Here is an 18,128-nt window from a genome sequence, read left to right as displayed (position 1 = left end):
ATGACACTTATTGAAGCCGTTATCCTTGCAATCATTGAAGGATTAACCGAATACCTACCTGTATCTTCTACAGGCCACATGATTATTGCCTCTTCCTTTTTTGGAATTGCTCATGATGATTTCACAAAACTTTTTACAATCGTAATTCAACTGGGTGCTATTCTATCGGTACTAGTCCTTTATTTTAAGCGATTTTTTCAATCTATTGATTTTTACTTAAAACTATTGGTTGCTTTTATTCCAGCTGTTGTATTAGGTTTATTACTTAGTGATTTTATTGATAGTTTATTAGAAAGTCCATTAACTGTTGCTATTTCATTGGTTATTGGTGGTGTTATATTACTAAAAGTTGATGATTGGTTTAAAGGATCTCAGGAAACTAAAATCACTTATTTAACTGCTCTAAAAATTGGTTTCTTTCAGTGTATCGCTATGATACCGGGAGTTTCTCGAAGTGGTGCTAGTATTGTAGGAGGTATGTCACAAAAATTATCACGAACTTCTGCTGCAGAATTCTCCTTTTTCTTAGCTGTACCAACAATGTTTGGTGCAACTGCAAAAAAAGGATATGATTATTATAAAGCAGGATTGGAATTATCATCCGATCAAATTAACTTATTAGTTATTGGAAACATCGTGGCTTTCATTGTCGCTTTATTAGCCATCAAAACTTTCATAGGATATCTAAGCAAGTATGGTTTTAAAGTATTTGGATACTATAGAATCATTGCTGGTCTAGCTCTTATAATCATCCATTATTTCATTCACCCATTGACAATTATATAATGACTGCGGAATCATTTCAAAACGGGAAAGTTTTATTAATAGACAAACCTTTGCATTGGTCTTCTTTTCAAGCAGTCAATAAAATAAAATGGAGTTTAAAAAAACACTTAGGTCTTAAAAAAATCAAAGTAGGTCATGCTGGAACTTTAGATCCATTGGCTACAGGATTACTTATTGTGTGCACTGGTAAATTCACCAAAAACATTCAGGAATTACAAGGTATGGTTAAAGAGTACACGGGAACATTTCACCTTGGCGCTACTACTCCGTCCTATGATTTGGAAACAGAAGTTGATCACCATTATCCAATAGATCATATTAATGATGAATTAATCAATCAGACGACCTTTCAATTTATTGGTGAAATTGATCAAAGACCGCCTATTTTCTCTGCCATAAAAAAAGATGGTGTTCGCTTATACGAACATGCTCGCAAGGGAGAAGAAATTGCTATTCCAACACGTAAAGTAGAAATTCACGAATTTGAAATTACGCGTATTGCCTTACCGGAGGTTGATTTTAGAGTGGTATGTAGCAAAGGAACTTACATTCGTTCGCTAGCTTACGACTTTGGTCAAGCCTTAAATTCAGGAGCGCACTTAACAGCTTTACGACGCACAAAAATTGGTGAATACTCTGTTGAAGACGCGATTAGCGCAACAGAATTTGAGGATACTGTTACCCCATAATTTACCATACCATGATTACAAAAATTTTCCTTCCGCTTTGTCTACTAATTTCATTTGCCTTTCAGGCGCAAACTAAAAAGGCAAGTGACTTAAAAACGGGTGATTTAATTTTCATCGACATGGAGTGTGGTCCATTATGTGATGCAATCAATGCTGTAACAGAAGGGTACAAAGGAAATGATTTCAATCATATGGGATTGGTTTACATCCAAAAGGATACTACTTATATCATTGAAGCCGCAGGAAAAGCCGTTCGTCTTTCTACCTTACAAGCTTTTTCAAAAAACACAGTAAAACCGATTTACATTGGTAGACTAAAGAAAGAATACACTCCATTAATTCAACCCGCCATAACCTTTTCATTATCCCAATTAGGCGTACCTTATGATGATGAATATGTGTACGACAATGGAAAATACTATTGTTCTGAATTAATTTATGATGCTTTTAAAGCGGCAAATCACAATAAAGCTTTCTTCCAATTGTACCCAATGACGTACAAACAACCAAATTCGCAAGTATTCTTTCCTGCTTGGGTAGACTATTACAAAACAATTGGCGCAGAAATCCCAGAAGGTTTACCCGGCTGTAACCCAGGAGGCATGTCTACTTCTTCTAAAATAAAAATTATAGGAACGCTTCAATTGAATTAAGAATCCCTATAATTCATTTACAATTGCTGCATCAATGTTATTAATTCATTTTGGGTACTGATTCCTTTATCCGCCAAGTACCATTTTTGCAAATTAATTTTTGCCGTTTCGTCAATAACACCAAATTCTGCTTTGTAGTTTTTAATTAAATCGGTCGCACCTTGTGGTCTTGGGCCCCAATCTGCTAATACTTTTAAACTTTCTCGCTCTACAATTATCAACTTTGGAATCGACTTTCCTCCATTAGTCAAAAACTGATTCATCAACAATTCATTATCGTCTCGTAGAACAATCTTTAGCTCGATAGCCTCTGAATATTCTACCATTTTATGAAAAATTGGAAGTAGTTGTGCCGCATCACCACACCAGCCTTCAGAAATAACCAACCAAATATAATCTCCTTTCAACGCTTGAAGCTTTTGTTGATTTTCTGGTGTAATAACCATTGTTTTTTCCAAACGATTCATTCTGGTTTCGTTTAAAAGACTATACTGCGTAAGATCTTCCGATTGTTGATGTCCTGTAGATTTACCCTCTACCAACAATGCTGCAACTACACTTCTATATTCTTTATAACTATAACTTTGCGCTAAACTATTCGTAATTATATTTTTCATAAGTGATTAAAATTATTATCACAAAAATACCATAATGCTGCTAATAAGCAATGCCATTACGACATAGGTCAACAATATATATCGTTTCTATATAAACCGTTAATATTAATTATGGATTGCTGAAAAAGTGTACTTTTATAGTCCAAATTAGTAACAATGGGATTCAATTCGCAGTCCATCGGATTGATTTTATCTGGTGGCGGTTCAAAAGGTCTTGCACACGCAGGAGCTTTAAAATTTTTAGATGAAAAAAAGATAAAACCTACTCATATTGCAGGAACGAGTGCAGGCTCGATTGTAGGTGCTTTATATTCTTGGGGGAAAAGTCCAGAGGAAATTCTCGACTTCTTCAAATCTATTTATTTTTTCCATTGGAAACATTTCACATTCCGAAAAGCAGGATTAATTGATTCTGATTCATTCAAAAGTTATTTTACCAAAATATTTCAAGAGGCTACCCTAGGGGATTTAGCCATAGTAAATCATATTACGGCGACCGATATGGTAAAAGGAAAATTGAAAATTTTCCCTCCTGACACTAAAATTGTAGACGCCATCTTAGCTTCTTCTGCTTTTCCTGGTGTATTATCTCCTTATATGGTGGGTGGTAATCTCTACAGTGATGGTGGAATTCTAAATCACTTCCCAACGGATATATTACAAGGAAGATGTGAAACTTTAATTGGTGTATATGTAAGTCCTATTCAGAATATTGATGCCAAAGATTTAACCTCTATAAAAGCGGTAACAACTAGAGCTTTTGATTTACTTTCTGCCAATAGTAACATTCAAAAATTTAATATTTGTGATTGGATTATCGAACCGCAAGAATTATCTATCTACAGTACCTTTGAAACTAATAAATTAAAAATGGATAGTATTTTCAAAATTGGTTATGAGGCAGCAAAGCAGTCCTATGAAGACTTACAAATTCAATAGAAATTGAATTCCGTACTTCTTTTTTATTTATTTTTAGTGAACTTATTTTAAAAAATCATATTATCCGTATATTTGCACAACTCAACTAAAAATCAAGTATGAAGTACAAAAGAATCCTTCTGAAATTAAGCGGTGAAGCCTTGATGGGCGAAAAACAATATGGTATCGATCCACAAAGATTAGCAGAATATGCCGTTGAAATAAAAAAAATTCACGATAAAGGTGTAGAAATTGCAATCGTTATTGGAGGAGGAAATATTTTTAGAGGAGTTGCTGGAGCAAGTAATGGTATGGACCGTGTGCAAGGTGATTACATGGGAATGTTGGCAACTGTAATTAATGGAATGGCTTTACAAGGCGCATTAGAAGAAATGGGAATGCTAACCCGCTTACAAACAGCATTAAAAATTGAAGCAATTGCTGAACCTTACATTAAACGTAGAGCGGTAAGACACCTTGAAAAAGGTAGAATCGTAATCTTTGGTGCTGGAACAGGAAATCCATATTTCACAACCGATACTGCTGCAGTATTAAGAGGTGTTGAAATAAATGCAGATGTAATTATGAAAGGAACGCGTGTAGATGGTATTTATTCTGCCGATCCTGAAAAAGATAAAGATGCCGTAAAATTTGATTATATCTCTTTTGAAGATGTATTGAAAAAAGGATTAAACGTAATGGATACAACAGCTTTCACATTAAGCCAGGAAAACGAATTGCCAATTATTGTTTTCGATATGAACAAAGAAGGTAATCTATTAAAAATTTGCGAAGGAGAAAATGTAGGAACAGTAGTTAATGTTTAAACATATTCTTTTACAATAAAAACTATTTTGAGCTAGCATTCATGACTCAATATTAAGTTATGATGCTAAAAAAAAATCGAATTAATTAAAGATAATTACAATGACTGAAGAAATTAATTTCATATTAGACAGTACAAAAGAATCAATGGAAGGATCTTTGGCGCACTTGGAGAAAGAATTTTTAAATATCCGTGCCGGAAAAGCTAGTCCTGCGATGTTAGGTGGTGTTAAAGTTGATTATTATGGAGCGCAAACTCCTCTTTCTCAAGTAGCGAATATCAGTATTCCTGATGCTCTTACCATTACAATTCAACCTTGGGAGAAAAACATGCTTCACCCAATTGAAAAAGCAATTATGATTGCTAATCTTGGCTTTAATCCAATGAATAATGGAGATAACATTATTATTAGTGTTCCACCATTGACTGAGGAAAGACGTCGTGATTTAGCAAAACAAGCTAAAGTAGAAGCTGAGGATGCTAAAATTGGAATTAGAAATTCCAGAAAAGAAGCAAACAACGAAATTAAAAAATTAGAAAAAGAAGGTACTTCTGAAGACATTTGTAAAAGTGCTGAAGAAGATGTTCAAAATCTAACCAATAGTTATATCAAAAAAATTGATGATTTATTGAGCGTTAAAGATGCTGAAATCATGAAGGTATAATCAAATTTACTGATTATTGAAATCCGCCGATGGCGGATTTTTTTTGTTATCCAATATTAACTGCCAAAATCCTGTAATAATTTAAGCTTCAAATCGTCCATATATAAATTCCACACATGAGACTATTCACAATCTTATTGTTGCTTTCAAGTTTTATTTCCTTTTCACAAGGGCAAATTAGCGGTATTGTAAAAAATAATGATACTGATAAGGCACTTCCTTTTGCGAATGTTGTCGGGGACAATGGGACTTCAACGATTACGGATATTACCGGAAAGTTTATATTGGATTACAATACGAGTCTTACTAAGATTACCATTTCTTATGTGGGATACAAAAACCAAACTATAGCGGTAGAGCATACAAAAAGTCATTTCATCATTAAAATGACAGCCAATACAGAGGAATTAAATGCTGTTACGGTAGGAGAAAATCCCGCCATAACCATTATTCGGAATGTTATTCAAAACAAAAGAAATAATAATCCTGAAAAAAAATTAAAAAGCTTCGAGTTTAAATCTTATAATAAACTTGTCGTTACTGCTAATCCTGACTCTATTAACGGTAGTTTAGACAGCATTTATGTTGAAAAAAACAACCATAAGAATTTTGTGAAGATTGACTCTACGGATTACAAATTCAAAAAGATAATTGATAAACAGCATCTTTATCAAACAGAAAAAGTATCGCTCTTTCAATTTAATAATCAAGGTTTCAAAGAAACTGTTTTGGCGACCAAAATGGCCGGTTTCAAACAACCCATATACGAATTGATTGCTGTCAAATTACAATCTTTTTCGATCTACAATAATAGCTATGAGCTTTTGGAAACGGATTATGATAGTCCTATTGCCGATTATGCACTAAACACATACCGCTATAAGCTTTTAGACACGGTTAATATCGATGGTCGTAAAACTTACATGATCTACTTCCAACATCAGAAGAAGTCGAAAAAAGCAGCTTTACAGGGTGTTGTTTATATTGATGTAGAAAATTCTGCTGTAGCAAAAGCTATTATTCGTACAAAAGGTGTCCTAGATGTAAGTGCTACGCATGAATATGAATATGTAGAAAATGAGAAGGTTTGGTTTCCGACTAAAAAAATATTTAAAATAGCCAAAGGAAACAACGATGATGATATCAAAATTTTTGGCGGAAACATTAAGTTTGAAGCATCAGATGAAGAGTCGGATGATGTAACGAGCAAAAAAGTCACTTCCGATTTCGTGTATCTTTTATCCGAATCTACTTATTTTGAAACTAAATTCAACATTCCTTTAAAAATTAAAAAAGCAGCAATTGCCATTGAAATCAAGGATGATGCTATTAATAAACCCGATGATTACTGGAATACCTATCGCAAGGATAGTTTAGATGCTCGAAGTGTTCGTACATATGTTGCATTAGATAGCCTTGTGGCAAAAGAAGGCATTGAGCAGAAATTAAAATTCGGACGAAAATTAATCAATGGGTATGTGCCTATAGGATTTATCGATTTAGACTTGCGTTACTTATTCCGATATAACAATTATGAAGGATTCCGTGTTGGGCTAGGAGGAATCACAAATGATCGTTTTTCTCAACGTTTCCGAATTGAGGGATATACCGTTTATGGTACTAAAGATGATGCCTTCAAATATAGTTTTGGAGGAGCAGTACGTTTAGGTAAATTCTCCAATTCATGGGTTGGAGGTTCCTATACCGATGATGTACGAGAAATTGCAAGTACCACTTTTGCTATTGATAAAAGAGTATTTCGTCTATACGACCCACGTCCTATCAACGTAAGTACCTTTTACAATCATCGTACTTGGAATGCCTTTATCGAAACGAAAATCCTTCCAAAAACAGAAAGTATTTGGCAACTTACCCATAGTGTTGTTGAGCCAAAATTTGACTATTTATATTATGTCAACAATAAATTGTTTGAAAAATACACGATGACCACTGCCGTTGTATCCATACAATGGAATCCTTTTAGTGATTTTATGCAAACCCCAAATGGTCGTATAGAAACTGAAAAACGATTCCCAAAATTCACCTTTCAATACACCCAATCTTTACCAAAGGTAATTGATAATGATTTTGAGTTCAGCAAATTCGATCTTCGAATGGAATATGAACAAAAATACCTAAATGGTCAAAAAACCGCTTTATTATTTGAAGGTGGATATGCATTAGGTGATGTTCCATTAACACACTTATACAATACCTCTCCAAACAACTTAGATCGTAGTGGAATATTGAAAAGAATTACCATTGCAGGAAAGAACAGTTTTGAAACAATGTATTTCAATGAGTTTTTCTCTAGTAAATATGCTTTTTTCCAATTAAAACATGGATTTAAAAGAGTTACCATTACTAAAAAAATAAGACCTTCTCTTGTTTTAGTAACGCGTGCCGGTTGGGGTAATCTTGCCAAACAAGAGCAACATGTAGGGATTGATTACAAAACCATGAATAATGGATATTATGAGTCGGGTGTAGAATTAAATCAAATCTTTAAAGGATTTGGTCTTTCTGGATTTTTCCGTTATGGCCCATATGAGTTAGCTCATTTTGATCAAAACTTATCCATTAAACTAACGTATATTTTCACATTAGGACTGTAATCCTAACTGAATTTAGACATTAAATTCTGTACTAGATTTTCTGTTTTCAAATTCTTATTTTTGCGTTCCAATTGTAGTGGTGGTGTAACTCTTTCCAAACAATCCTTTACCGCACAAGTTTCACAGGTAACTCCTACAATTTGTTTTTTTATAATAGGATCATCAATAAATTTGAATTTATTTTTCAATGCCGGAGTGATCAATATCCCTACCGAAATACTTCTCAAGTAGTTATTCCTAAAAGGATCTGGCGTTGCCGAAGAGAGTACTAAATATTCATTTTTACTATTCTCATATTGGGAAATTTGGGCATCAAAAACATGTTGCTTTGCCGAACGTTCCATTTCATTAATCGTATGAATAGCCACCCATCTTCTGCAATAATGCTCATTCATTTCATTTGCATGAGGTTCTTGCTGATGTGTAATATGCAGCTCTTTTTTCAATTGATATTTATCACTTCCTATACGATGCGTTAATCGCAAAAAGAACAAATTTTTCAATTGGAAATCTTTCGGTAAAATATTAGTTAACCGCTGATAAAATGATTCTGGTGAGGCATTAAATTTTTGCATCATCTCTACAAATAAAGCGGCATTATATTTTTTATTTGCTAAAAAACCATTCAATTCTTCCACCAGTTTTGCTCTTGGAATTGTTAAGGCTCCAGCAAAATATGAAGCATAAAAATTATTCAGCACTTGATCAAAGTTTTCAAATTTAATCCAACTGAATGTGAATAAACGGTCGGTTATTTTTAAATAATTATATGCAATTTCTTTCGCGAAAATAAATGCTTTCTGGGCTTCATCAATATCACGAGTAATCAATAATGTCTTTGTTTTTGCAACATAAATAGACCTTAGATTTTCTAATTCCTGTTGTTCAGATAATTCATCATCATTAATCGTATAACCATATTCCTCGATCAAAATTTCTTTCAGCTCTTCCGAATCAATCATTTTATTGAGATTCACTTGATAGGCTTTTGCAAACTGAACTACTTTGTCTTCTAAATCATCAAAATAATTATTTTGTGCTTCCTGATACGAACGTAACGAGGCCAAAAAGAAACTTTCCCTACTCAGGTTATAATGTTGTGATATTTCCACCAGTGTACTGATAAAGGCATTCACTTTTGCAGGAGCATTAGCAATAATATCAATTAAATCTCCTTCATGAATCCCAAAAAGATCCAAAGGAATTTCTTTTAATATCCCCGATTGTAAAATCTCTCCAATTGGGGCTAGATTTTTATCCAGTTTCAAGGAAACCAAATGATCATACGAAACTTCCAGATGTTCTGCTAACAAAACAATCTTATCCGTTTTGGGATATTTCTTTCCTTTTTCTATTTCATTCAAATAGGACTTTGACAAATCTGTAAGTTTTGCCAAACCGAAAAGTGACAGGTTTCTTTCTGTACGAACCTGTCTTAGTTTTAACCCAAATATGAGCTTTATATATTCTCCCTCTATAACCATTTTCCAAAGATACATTTTTTTATAAAATAACAATTTTGACGAATTTTGTATTTTTAGCGAACGTTCGCTTGTTTTGTAATATTCTTTTTTCTAATATTGTCATAACCAAACAATTCGATTATGGAAAATTTAGTTCATCACAATTTAAAAGCACTGGATTTTAATCCGAAAGTGACCAATTATTATCCAAATATTTTAACGGATGAGGCAATTGCATTTTTAATAGCACTACATAAAAAATTCAACACAAACCGAATCGGCTTATTATCACAACGAGCAGAGCTTCAAAAAGAATTTGATCAAGGTGCTGTTCCAAAATTTCATCCTGAAACGGAAGACATCCGAAAAGGGAACTGGGTAGCTGCATCAATTCCAGCGGATTTACTTGATCGTCGTGTTGAAATTACGGGCCCTGTAGATCGAAAAATGATTATCAATGCCCTAAATTCTGGCGCAAAAACATTCATGGCAGATTTTGAAGACAGTACTGCTCCTACTTGGAATAACATAATGACTGGTCAGCAGAATTTAAAAGATGCTGTTTCTAAAAAAATCAAATTGGTTGACACCAAAAAGGACAAAACATATCAGCTACTACCCGAAACAGCAGTTCTGATTGTGAGACCTAGAGGACTTCATCTTCATGAAAAAAATCTATTGATTAACCAAGAAGAAGCCTCCGCATCTCTAGTTGATTTTGGTTTATATGCTTTCCACAATTATAAAAACTTATTAAAAAACAATACCGCTCCTTACTTCTATCTTCCAAAACTTGAGCATTATCTGGAAGCAAGATGGTGGGATGAAGTATTTGAGTTTACCGAAGAATATCTTGGTGTAACAAAAGGCACTTTTAAAGCGACTGTATTAATTGAAACAATAACGGCTAGTTTCCAATTGGATGAAATAATCTATGAATTAAGAAATCATATCGTTGGGTTGAACTGTGGCCGATGGGATTATATTTTCTCTTACATCAAAAAACTAAAAACGCATCGTAATCTAATTGTCCCAAACCGAGACCAGGTGACTATGAAATCTCCATTTATGAGCGCTTATTCCAAATTAGTGATTCAAAAATGTCACAAAAGAGGCATTTTGGCAATTGGTGGAATGGCAGCACAGATTCCCATCAATAATAATCCGGAAGCCAATGCCCTGGCTTTTCAAAAGGTAACCAATGACAAAGAACTGGAAGCGAAAAACGGACACGATGGCACATGGGTCGCACATCCTGCATTAGTGCCTGTTGCCTTGAAAGTATTCAATCAAATCATGCCTACTAAAAATCAGATCCATATAAAAAGAGCTGATTTGGTCATTACTGAACAAGATTTAATTGAAAAACCAGAAGGAACCGTTACCCAAGAAGGAATCCATAAAAACATCAATATAGCCATATTATATATTGCTTCATGGTTAAATGGTCAAGGTGCAGCGGCATTATACCACCTGATGGAAGATGCGGCAACTGCCGAAATATCGAGAACACAATTATGGCAATGGTTACACAATGCTGTTCCTCTAGAAAATGGGAGCCCATTCACCATTCAGGATTACAATACTTTCTCACAAATTGAAATGGCTAAAATTGAAAAAATGGTTGGCACAGACGTTTTTGAAAAAGGAAAATTCAAACTGGCAAAAGAATTATTGGACCAGCTTGTATTGAATGAAGATTTTGAAGAATTCCTAACCCTGCCTGCATACGAATACATCTAAACCCACTCTATAAACAACACAAAAAAATAGCATTATGAAAACAGAAGACAGAATTCAGCAATTAGTAAGCGATTGGACAACAAATCCAAGATGGAAAGGTATTGAACGTCCTTATACAGCCGAAAAAGTAGTACAGTTACAAGGATCATACAAAATAGAACACAGCATTGCTCGTATTGGGGCAGAAAAATTTTGGAATCGATTAACAACACAAGATTTCGTTGCAGGACTGGGTGCGCTTACGGGAAACCAAGCTGTACAAGAAGTCGAAGCGGGTCTAGAAGCTATTTATTTAAGTGGATGGCAAGTTGCTGCAGATGCTAATCTTTCTGGAGAAATGTATCCTGATCAATCGCTATATCCTGTAAACAGTGTACCTACTGTGGTAAAAAGAATCAACAATGCTCTATTACGTGCCGATCAAATTCAGGTTGTGAATGGAATAGCGAATCAAAAAGATTATTTAGTTCCTATTATTGCAGATGCAGAAGCTGGTTTTGGTGGAAATCTGAATGCTTTTGAATTAATGAAATCCATGATTGAAGCAGGTGCTTCGGCTGTTCATTTTGAAGATCAGCTAAGTTCCGCTAAAAAATGTGGTCACTTAGGAGGTAAAGTATTAGTTCCAACACAAGAAGCAATCAACAAACTTGTTGCCGCTCGTTTAGCTGCCGATGTTATGGGAACTCCTACCCTTATTATTGCCAGAACGGATGCTGATGCTGCTAATTTAATAACTAGTGATATTGACCCACGTGATCGTAAATTCATCACTGGCGAACGCACGCCGGAAGGATTCTATTATGTAAATGCAGGAATAGATCAAGGTATTGACCGTGGATTAAGTTATGCTCCTTATGCTGATCTAATCTGGATGGAAACCAGTAATCCCGATTTAGAATTTGCCCGTCAGTTTGCCGAAGCAATTCATGCGCAATACCCAGATAAAATGTTAGCTTACAATTGTTCTCCTTCTTTCAACTGGGCTGCAAAACTATCTGTTGCTGAAATGGAAACTTTCCGTGAAGATTTAGCTGCGCTGGGCTATAAATTTCAATTCATCACTTTAGCAGGATTCCATGCTTTAAATACCAGTATGTTTGAGCTATCTAAAGCGTATAAAGAAAGAGGCATGGCAGGTTATTCTGAATTACAAGAAAGAGAATTTGCTTTACAACAACATGGTTTTAAAGCGGTAAAACATCAAAATTTTGTTGGAACCAGTTACTTTGATGCCGTACAAAACACAGTTACAACAGGCAATAGCTCTACAATGGCAATGAAAGATTCTACAGAGATTGCACAATTCTAATCTTTCATTTATTTATATAAAAAAACAAATCCCGATGATTATCGGGATTTGTTTTTTTATTAGAGGATACCTTTCTGTTTCAAAATGTATGATCTAATCCAATTGAATTAATGCAACCTTTTATTGTAAACGTATTTGCTTTATTATGGTTTAATAATCAATACAGATGGTGTGTTATTCAACCAAGTACTTTGAGAATCAATTAGTTTTTTCCAACTACTCAAACTGATAATCATCAAGTGTTGTTTTCCTAAAAATTCTTTCTTCATCACACGTTCATTCATCATCATAATATGATTGGGAGCAGTTTGTTCAATGGAGCGGATACTCTCTCTTATTTCATGGTTATTTTTAATATGACCCGCAGCATCCAATACCGTAACTTGGGATCCATTATTATTAATCAACTTTTGTGCGTATTCAATCAGGAAGGCATCTTCTGCACTAAATATTGGCATAAACACCTGATTAACTTCTTGTAAATCTTTATCCACTAGAATCCCAACTGGCATTTTACTTTTGGTAATAATCTGTCTTGTTCTATCATCAAAAGGAGAATTTTCAAACAGTCCTTCTTTACCAATAAACTTATCGATTAAACGATCTGGATTAATAATTCGAGTGGTGTAACCTAATACTTTCCCTAATAATGTTCCTTCAAATATCGATTGTCCTAAACCAATCATCAAGAGGTCGTAATCTCCTTGATTAGCAATATCCGCAATATCAGAATCAATATCATTGGACACTTTAAAGATGGTGTATACCTTTTGATCTAAATCTTGCGATTCTGAAATAATTGGTGCAAAACTGTCTTTTTCATTTTCTTCAACATTGAACGAATGGGTTTCGTTACTCAAGGACAAGTGCATCGCTGTAATTGTCGAACTACCACTTTGTTTTTTCACAAAACTATTCGCCAATCTCAATAATGTTTTTCCACGTTCTGGGTTACCAAATGAAATCAATACTCGGTATTTTGTTTTACTGCTAATTTCTTCTGGGATAATAGAATTCTTTTTCTTGAAAATCTTGTCAATTAAATCCAATGCTGGACCTGTCATAAATGTCGTTACTAATGCCATGATAACCATCATTGCAAAGATTTTCGGTGATAATACGCCTAAATCAAATCCAATATTTAAAACGATTAATTCCATTAATCCTCTAGTATTCATCAATGCTCCAATCGTCAAGCTGTCTCTCCAGTTTTGCCCAACAAATTTGGCTGCCAAGGCGCTTCCCAAAAACTTCCCAACAACGGCAACCAAAATTATCAATCCTGTGATTTTCCATAAATAAGGGTCGTTCAACAAACCTATTTCGGTGCGTAAACCGGTAAATACAAAGAATAAAGGCAATAATAAGATTACCGAAACGTCTTCTACTTTTTCAATAAATATATTTCTGAATTTAGCAATATCAGGCATAATTGCTCCTGCCATGAATGCTCCAAATAAAGCGTGGATTCCAATAATTTCGGTTACATAGGATGATATAACCATCGTTAAAAAGAAAATTGCCACTACTGGTTTACTTAAATTCTCGTGGGTTGAGTTCAAATCTCCTACTCTTTTCAAGAAAGGTCTTACCACTTTTAGCATCAACATAACATAGATAATTGCTAAACCAATAATGTAAAGTGAACTTACAAACGATCCTGCTTTTACAATCGCAATAACTGCTGCAAGAATACACCAGGCCGTGATATCATCGGCCGCAGCACAGGTAATTACCATAGTCCCTAAACGGGTCTTATGAATTCCTCGTTCCTGAACAATTCGTGCCAATACAGGAAATGCGGTAATACTCATTGCAATACCAATGAATAGTCCAAAGGATAAAAACTCTACTCCTTGTGGAGCAAACGAATAATAAATATAATAGGCTAAACCAATTCCTAGTGTAAATGGTATAATAATGCTGGCATGGCTCACTACTACCGCTTCATGTGCTTTATTTTTTAAAGCTTTTAAATCTAATTCCATCCCAATCACAAACATGAATAAGATTAAACCAATCTGGCTTAAAAACTGCAGGTTCCCTAAGGATTCTTTTGGAAATAATGCCGCAGAAAATTCCGGAAAATACATTCCTACAAGTGATGGCCCTAGAACAATACCGGCAACAATTTCACCAATTACTGAGGGCTGACCTATTTTACGAGATACCCACCCAAAGAAACGGGCAACTAATATAATAGTGATGATTTGAGCTAAAAGTATTGCTAAAGGATGTTGAATATTATGTAACATTGAAGACATAAAAGCCTCCCATTGTGTTTCCCCAGAAGTGCTATGAACAACATCTCGTCCTTGCTCTAAAACTTTCCCTTTTGTGATAATCCAGTACATGAATGCCGAAGCTGTTCCGATAACTCCTAAGTAGAAAAATGTGTTTTTAAACTTTTTCATAAGCGTGTATTTCTATTCTCTTAATTTCCCGCAAAGGTGAACAGAGAATAGCTAGTAAAAAAGCCTTACGTAATGTAATTCGTCGGAAATGTAATAAGATGGAAAAAAAATGTAATGAATTTACACTTTGACTTTCATTAGAAAATCAGAACGATAAATATCACTTAAAACTAAAGCAATTGCCTTTCCTGATTTGTCCAAAATGTTTGTTGTAATTTCATCATGTGCAAAGAACTTAACCGCAGTCATTGCAATTACTTCTTTTTTGTTAACCCTACAAAAATCACTTTGTGGCAGCTGTTTCAACAATTTATCGTAGGTAATATTTTTCAAGACAATCGTATCGCCATTTTCCAAAAGCACTTGTTTATCCCTGCTCTCTGTACTGGAAATTCTCATCATTAAAATCTGATCAAAAAAGAGCAATGCTTTTCCTTTGTCTGTGTTTACTTGAATGAATTTTTTAATCGCAGGCTTTTTATCCATACGTTCAATTGCTTTTGCAATTGCTTTTTGAAGACGTTCTTTTTTGACTGGTTTTGTAATATAATCTACCGCATCAATATCAAAAGCATCCGTAGCGTATTCTTTATAAGCTGTTGTAAAAATCACCATTTTATCTTTCAATAAATTGGCCACACTCAACCCATCGATTCCCGGCATTTCGATATCGAGTATACACAGGTCAAAATCTAACTGATCCATCTCCGCTAATAATTTTTCAGGATTGTCAAATGATTTTACAATTTCCAATTCCGGAATTTGTTCACATAACATTTTCAGATACGTTAACCCTGGTAATTCATCATCCAGCAGTAAACATTTGAGCTTTGTGTTCAAGTAAATTAATTTTTAAATGTGCAATATAAACTTCGTCTTCTATAAACTTTTTAAGTCTGAAATTATTTTTGTAAATAATTCTTAATCGTTGTTCCAATGTATCCGATCCTATTCCGCTATTCTCTTTGATTAAGGCCTTTTTATCTGATATTTTATTGGAAACAGTTAGATTAAAACAGTTTTCTTTAAACTCAAAAACAACCGAAATAAAAGCATCTGGGCTTTGCAAGTCGGCATGTTTGAACGCATTTTCAATAAAGTCAATTGAAATTAATGGTGCTAATAAACGTTGATCAAACAATAATTCATTTTCGTTAATTTTTGTTTTCACCTTTAATTCAAAAAGCGGACTCAACTTGATTTTATTAATTTCAATTAAGTTCAAAGCAAATTCAATTTCTTCTTTTGGTGAAACGAATTTTTTCCGGCTTTCATATAAAATGTAATCCAATACGTTCGCTAATTTATCTAATGCAAAATAGGTTTGATAAGCATGGGACTGAATAGAATTCAGGATATTTTTGAATAAATGTGGATTCAATTTTGACTCTAATGTTTCCAACTGAAGGTTATTCACTTTTAATTCCAAAGAATAAAACTTCTCTTCTACTTCTTTCTTTTTGTTTTCCGATTTGACTAACCTGCTGATGAGATACAACAGCATCACAATCAGAATAAATAACATTCCAAAAAGGATTATCGAAAATGACTCACTAATCTCCACTGCATATACCATAAGAATACTTCATTTTTAAAACCGTTTCAAAGATAGGAATAATAGTTATTTTAAATTTTACATCGTCTGTCCATTTAAAACGGACGTCTGTTTGTTTATTTTCTCCAAAAAACGAGATCATTTGCTTAAAAAGGCAATAAATCTCACGTATTAAATTCTACAATTTACTATCGTTTCGTTATCTTTGCAAGCTGTATACTTTTGTAAAAGTAATACTTTAAAGAACAAGCTTATGGGATCCTTTAACAATAGCCTATAAGTCCATTAATTTTGAAAAAAAATTATATTTGTTCTTCCAACATCGAATTAAATTATAATATAGAAATAAACAGTACAATGAAACACACGAAAGTTAAAGACTTATTGAATAGTAAGAATACACTTCATGAAGTATATGCCAAAGGTTGGGTAAGAACTTTTAGAAGTAATCGTTTTATCGCTTTAAATGATGGTTCGACCATTAATAATATTCAATGTGTAGTTGATTTTGAGAATACTCCAGAAGAAGTTCTAAAAAGAATTACTACTGGTGCAGCTGTTAGTATAAAAGGAACTTTGATTGAAAGTCAAGGTGCTGGACAAACTGTAGAAATCCAAGTAACGCATTTGGAAATTTTAGGTGATTCTGATCCTGAAAAATACCCAATGCAACCGAAGAAACACTCTTTAGAGTTTTTACGTGACAATGCACATTTACGTATTAGAACCAATGCTTTTGGTGCTATTATGCGTGTACGTTCTGTACTTTCTTTTGCTGTACACCAATATTTCCAAGAAAATGGTTTTTTCTATGTAAATACTCCAATTATTACGGGATCGGATGCAGAAGGTGCTGGCGAAATGTTTAAAGTTACGGCTTTACCATTTGACAAAACACCACGTACTGAAGAAGGAAAAGTAAATTATAAAGAAGATTTTTTTGGTAAAGAAACTAACTTAACTGTTTCTGGACAATTAGAAGGTGAAACATATGCTATGGCATTAGGTCAAATCTATACTTTTGGACCTACATTCCGTGCAGAAAATTCAAATACTTCTCGTCACTTGGCAGAATTCTGGATGATTGAGCCAGAGGTTGCCTTCAATAACTTGGATGACAACATGGATCTTGCAGAAGATTTCATTAAGTATGTTATTAAATACACTTTAGAGAAATGTGAAGATGATTTGAAATTCTTAGACCAACGTCTAACTGAAGAAGAAAAATCAAAACCACAGGCTGAAAGAAGTGAAATGGGTTTATTGGAAAAATTAAACTTCGTATTAGAAAACAACTTCAAACGTGTGAGCTATACTGAAGCAATTGATATTTTGAAAAACTCAAAACCAAATAAAAATAAAAAATTCAACTATATCATTGAAGAATGGGGTGCTGATTTACAAAGTGAGCACGAACGTTTCTTAGTGGAAAAACACTTTAAATGTCCTGTAATCTTGTTTGATTATCCTGCAAAAATTAAAGCGTTCTACATGCGTTTGAATGAAGATCAACAAACGGTAAGAGCAATGGATATCCTTTTCCCTGGAATTGGTGAAATCGTAGGAGGATCACAAAGAGAGGAACGTTTGGACGTTTTACTAGAAAAAATTAAAGATCTAGGTATTGATGAAAAAGAACTATGGTGGTATTTAGACACGCGTAGATTTGGAACAGCAGTACACAGTGGTTTTGGATTAGGATTTGAAAGATTAGTTCTTTTTGTAACAGGAATGTCAAACATTAGAGACGTAATTCCTTTCCCAAGAACACCACAAAACGCTGAGTTTTAAAAAATAGTCCACGGATTATTCTTATATTGAATTATTAATTTAAATTACAATTAAACGTATTTCACGATTAAACGTATAAAT

15 protein-coding genes are annotated in these 18,128 nt (G+C 33.9%); 10 read left to right on the top strand and 5 right to left on the bottom strand.

Translation table 11 applies throughout. From position 1 onward, the window contains the following. The 3 genes from P6733_RS01450 to P6733_RS01440 are packed head-to-tail and all read left to right on the top strand — an operon-like array spanning position 1 to position 2,128. Positions 1-786, top strand: coding sequence for an undecaprenyl-diphosphate phosphatase (locus tag P6733_RS01450; protein WP_306349799.1), 786 nt, complete (start codon positions 1-3; stop codon positions 784-786). Next, a complete protein-coding gene (gene truB, locus P6733_RS01445) occupies positions 786-1,475 on the top strand; it encodes a tRNA pseudouridine(55) synthase TruB (RefSeq protein WP_306349798.1) in 690 nt (229 codons plus the stop codon). The genes P6733_RS01450 and truB overlap by 1 nt, the downstream gene beginning before the upstream one ends. Positions 1,476-1,486: 11 nt before the next feature. After that, the gene (locus P6733_RS01440; protein WP_306349797.1) at positions 1,487-2,128 is read left to right on the top strand and encodes a YiiX/YebB-like N1pC/P60 family cysteine hydrolase; all 642 of its coding nucleotides are present in this window, start codon (positions 1,487-1,489) and stop codon (positions 2,126-2,128) included. 17 nt (positions 2,129-2,145) lie between these two features. On the opposite strand, the gene P6733_RS01435 is transcribed toward P6733_RS01440, so the two are convergent. Then, positions 2,146-2,745 carry a thioredoxin family protein gene (locus P6733_RS01435; protein ID WP_306349796.1) on the bottom strand — a complete coding sequence of 200 codons (600 nt, stop codon included), beginning with the start codon at positions 2,743-2,745 and terminating at the stop codon, positions 2,146-2,148. A gap of 156 nt (positions 2,746-2,901) precedes the next feature. On the opposite strand from P6733_RS01435, the gene P6733_RS01430 reads away from it, so the two are divergent. The 4 genes from P6733_RS01430 (at position 2,902) to P6733_RS01415 (ending at position 7,769) form a co-directional block, all read left to right on the top strand. Then, positions 2,902-3,684: a patatin-like phospholipase family protein gene (locus P6733_RS01430; RefSeq protein WP_306349795.1), complete on the top strand. Its 783-nt coding sequence runs from the start codon at positions 2,902-2,904 to the stop codon at positions 3,682-3,684. A 98-nt stretch (positions 3,685-3,782) separates the two neighbouring features. After that, positions 3,783-4,490: a UMP kinase gene (gene pyrH, locus P6733_RS01425; protein ID WP_306349794.1), complete on the top strand. Its 708-nt coding sequence runs from the start codon at positions 3,783-3,785 to the stop codon at positions 4,488-4,490. A 100-nt stretch (positions 4,491-4,590) separates the two neighbouring features. Continuing rightward, positions 4,591-5,154 carry a ribosome recycling factor gene (frr, locus tag P6733_RS01420; protein ID WP_306349793.1) on the top strand — a complete coding sequence of 188 codons (564 nt, stop codon included), beginning with the start codon at positions 4,591-4,593 and terminating at the stop codon, positions 5,152-5,154. Between the two features lie 116 nt (positions 5,155-5,270). Beyond that, the gene (locus P6733_RS01415; RefSeq protein ID WP_306349792.1) at positions 5,271-7,769 is read left to right on the top strand and encodes a DUF5686 family protein; all 2,499 of its coding nucleotides are present in this window, start codon (positions 5,271-5,273) and stop codon (positions 7,767-7,769) included. A 2-nt stretch (positions 7,770-7,771) separates the two neighbouring features. Here P6733_RS01415 and P6733_RS01410 read toward each other — a convergent pair whose 3' ends face one another. Then, positions 7,772-9,253 (bottom strand): helix-turn-helix domain-containing protein, encoded by a 1,482-nt coding sequence (locus P6733_RS01410; protein ID WP_306350030.1) that lies wholly within the window; start codon positions 9,251-9,253, stop codon positions 7,772-7,774. Positions 9,254-9,373: 120 nt separating this feature from the next. Between P6733_RS01410 and aceB the strand changes: the two genes are divergently transcribed. Further along, positions 9,374-10,975: a malate synthase A gene (gene aceB / locus P6733_RS01405; RefSeq protein ID WP_306349791.1), complete on the top strand. Its 1,602-nt coding sequence runs from the start codon at positions 9,374-9,376 to the stop codon at positions 10,973-10,975. A gap of 34 nt (positions 10,976-11,009) precedes the next feature. Beyond that, positions 11,010-12,287, top strand: coding sequence for an isocitrate lyase (aceA, locus tag P6733_RS01400; RefSeq protein ID WP_306349790.1), 1,278 nt, complete (start codon positions 11,010-11,012; stop codon positions 12,285-12,287). Between the two features lie 143 nt (positions 12,288-12,430). On the opposite strand, the gene P6733_RS01395 is transcribed toward aceA, so the two are convergent. The 3 genes from P6733_RS01395 to P6733_RS01385 all read right to left on the bottom strand — a co-directional run bounded on the left by P6733_RS01395 (position 12,431) and on the right by P6733_RS01385 (position 16,277). Beyond that, positions 12,431-14,701 carry a cation:proton antiporter gene (locus P6733_RS01395; RefSeq protein ID WP_306349789.1) on the bottom strand — a complete coding sequence of 757 codons (2,271 nt, stop codon included), beginning with the start codon at positions 14,699-14,701 and terminating at the stop codon, positions 12,431-12,433. Positions 14,702-14,821: 120 nt separating this feature from the next. After that, positions 14,822-15,541, bottom strand: coding sequence for a LytR/AlgR family response regulator transcription factor (locus P6733_RS01390; RefSeq protein ID WP_306349788.1), 720 nt, complete (start codon positions 15,539-15,541; stop codon positions 14,822-14,824). Beyond that, entirely contained in the window at positions 15,507-16,277 is a 771-nt protein-coding gene (locus P6733_RS01385) for a sensor histidine kinase (protein ID WP_306349787.1), read from the bottom strand. The genes P6733_RS01390 and P6733_RS01385 overlap by 35 nt, the downstream gene beginning before the upstream one ends. Before the next feature lie 336 nt (positions 16,278-16,613). Between P6733_RS01385 and asnS the strand changes: the two genes are divergently transcribed. Next, positions 16,614-18,047, top strand: a complete 1,434-nt coding sequence (gene asnS / locus P6733_RS01380; RefSeq protein ID WP_306349786.1) for an asparagine--tRNA ligase — start codon at positions 16,614-16,616, stop codon at positions 18,045-18,047. Positions 18,048-18,128 lie beyond the last annotated feature (81 nt).

It is taken from the genome of Flavobacterium aerium (assembly GCF_030766725.1).
In the GTDB taxonomy this organism is placed as follows: domain Bacteria; phylum Bacteroidota; class Bacteroidia; order Flavobacteriales; family Flavobacteriaceae; genus Flavobacterium; species Flavobacterium aerium.
The sequence above is the reverse complement of the archived record's forward strand: the minus strand, read 5'-3'. Positions and strand labels throughout refer to the sequence as shown.

Excerpts from the sequence above, each read along its gene's own strand:
- P6733_RS01415 (WP_306349792.1), top strand. The coding sequence starts at position 5,271 with ATGAGACTATTCACAATCTTATTGTTGCTTTCAAGTTTTATTTCCTTT.
- asnS (WP_306349786.1), top strand. The coding sequence starts at position 16,614 with ATGAAACACACGAAAGTTAAAGACTTATTGAATAGTAAGAATACACTT.
- P6733_RS01385 (WP_306349787.1), bottom strand. The coding sequence starts at position 16,277 with ATGGTATATGCAGTGGAGATTAGTGAGTCATTTTCGATAATCCTTTTT.
- P6733_RS01450 (WP_306349799.1), top strand. The coding sequence starts at position 1 with ATGACACTTATTGAAGCCGTTATCCTTGCAATCATTGAAGGATTAACC.
- truB (WP_306349798.1), top strand. The coding sequence starts at position 786 with ATGACTGCGGAATCATTTCAAAACGGGAAAGTTTTATTAATAGACAAA.
- P6733_RS01430 (WP_306349795.1), top strand. The coding sequence starts at position 2,902 with ATGGGATTCAATTCGCAGTCCATCGGATTGATTTTATCTGGTGGCGGT.
- aceA (WP_306349790.1), top strand. The coding sequence starts at position 11,010 with ATGAAAACAGAAGACAGAATTCAGCAATTAGTAAGCGATTGGACAACA.
- frr (WP_306349793.1), top strand. The coding sequence starts at position 4,591 with ATGACTGAAGAAATTAATTTCATATTAGACAGTACAAAAGAATCAATG.
- pyrH (WP_306349794.1), top strand. The coding sequence starts at position 3,783 with ATGAAGTACAAAAGAATCCTTCTGAAATTAAGCGGTGAAGCCTTGATG.
- P6733_RS01440 (WP_306349797.1), top strand. The coding sequence starts at position 1,487 with ATGATTACAAAAATTTTCCTTCCGCTTTGTCTACTAATTTCATTTGCC.
- P6733_RS01410 (WP_306350030.1), bottom strand. The coding sequence starts at position 9,253 with ATGGTTATAGAGGGAGAATATATAAAGCTCATATTTGGGTTAAAACTA.
- aceB (WP_306349791.1), top strand. The coding sequence starts at position 9,374 with ATGGAAAATTTAGTTCATCACAATTTAAAAGCACTGGATTTTAATCCG.
- P6733_RS01435 (WP_306349796.1), bottom strand. The coding sequence starts at position 2,745 with ATGAAAAATATAATTACGAATAGTTTAGCGCAAAGTTATAGTTATAAA.
- P6733_RS01395 (WP_306349789.1), bottom strand. The coding sequence starts at position 14,701 with ATGAAAAAGTTTAAAAACACATTTTTCTACTTAGGAGTTATCGGAACA.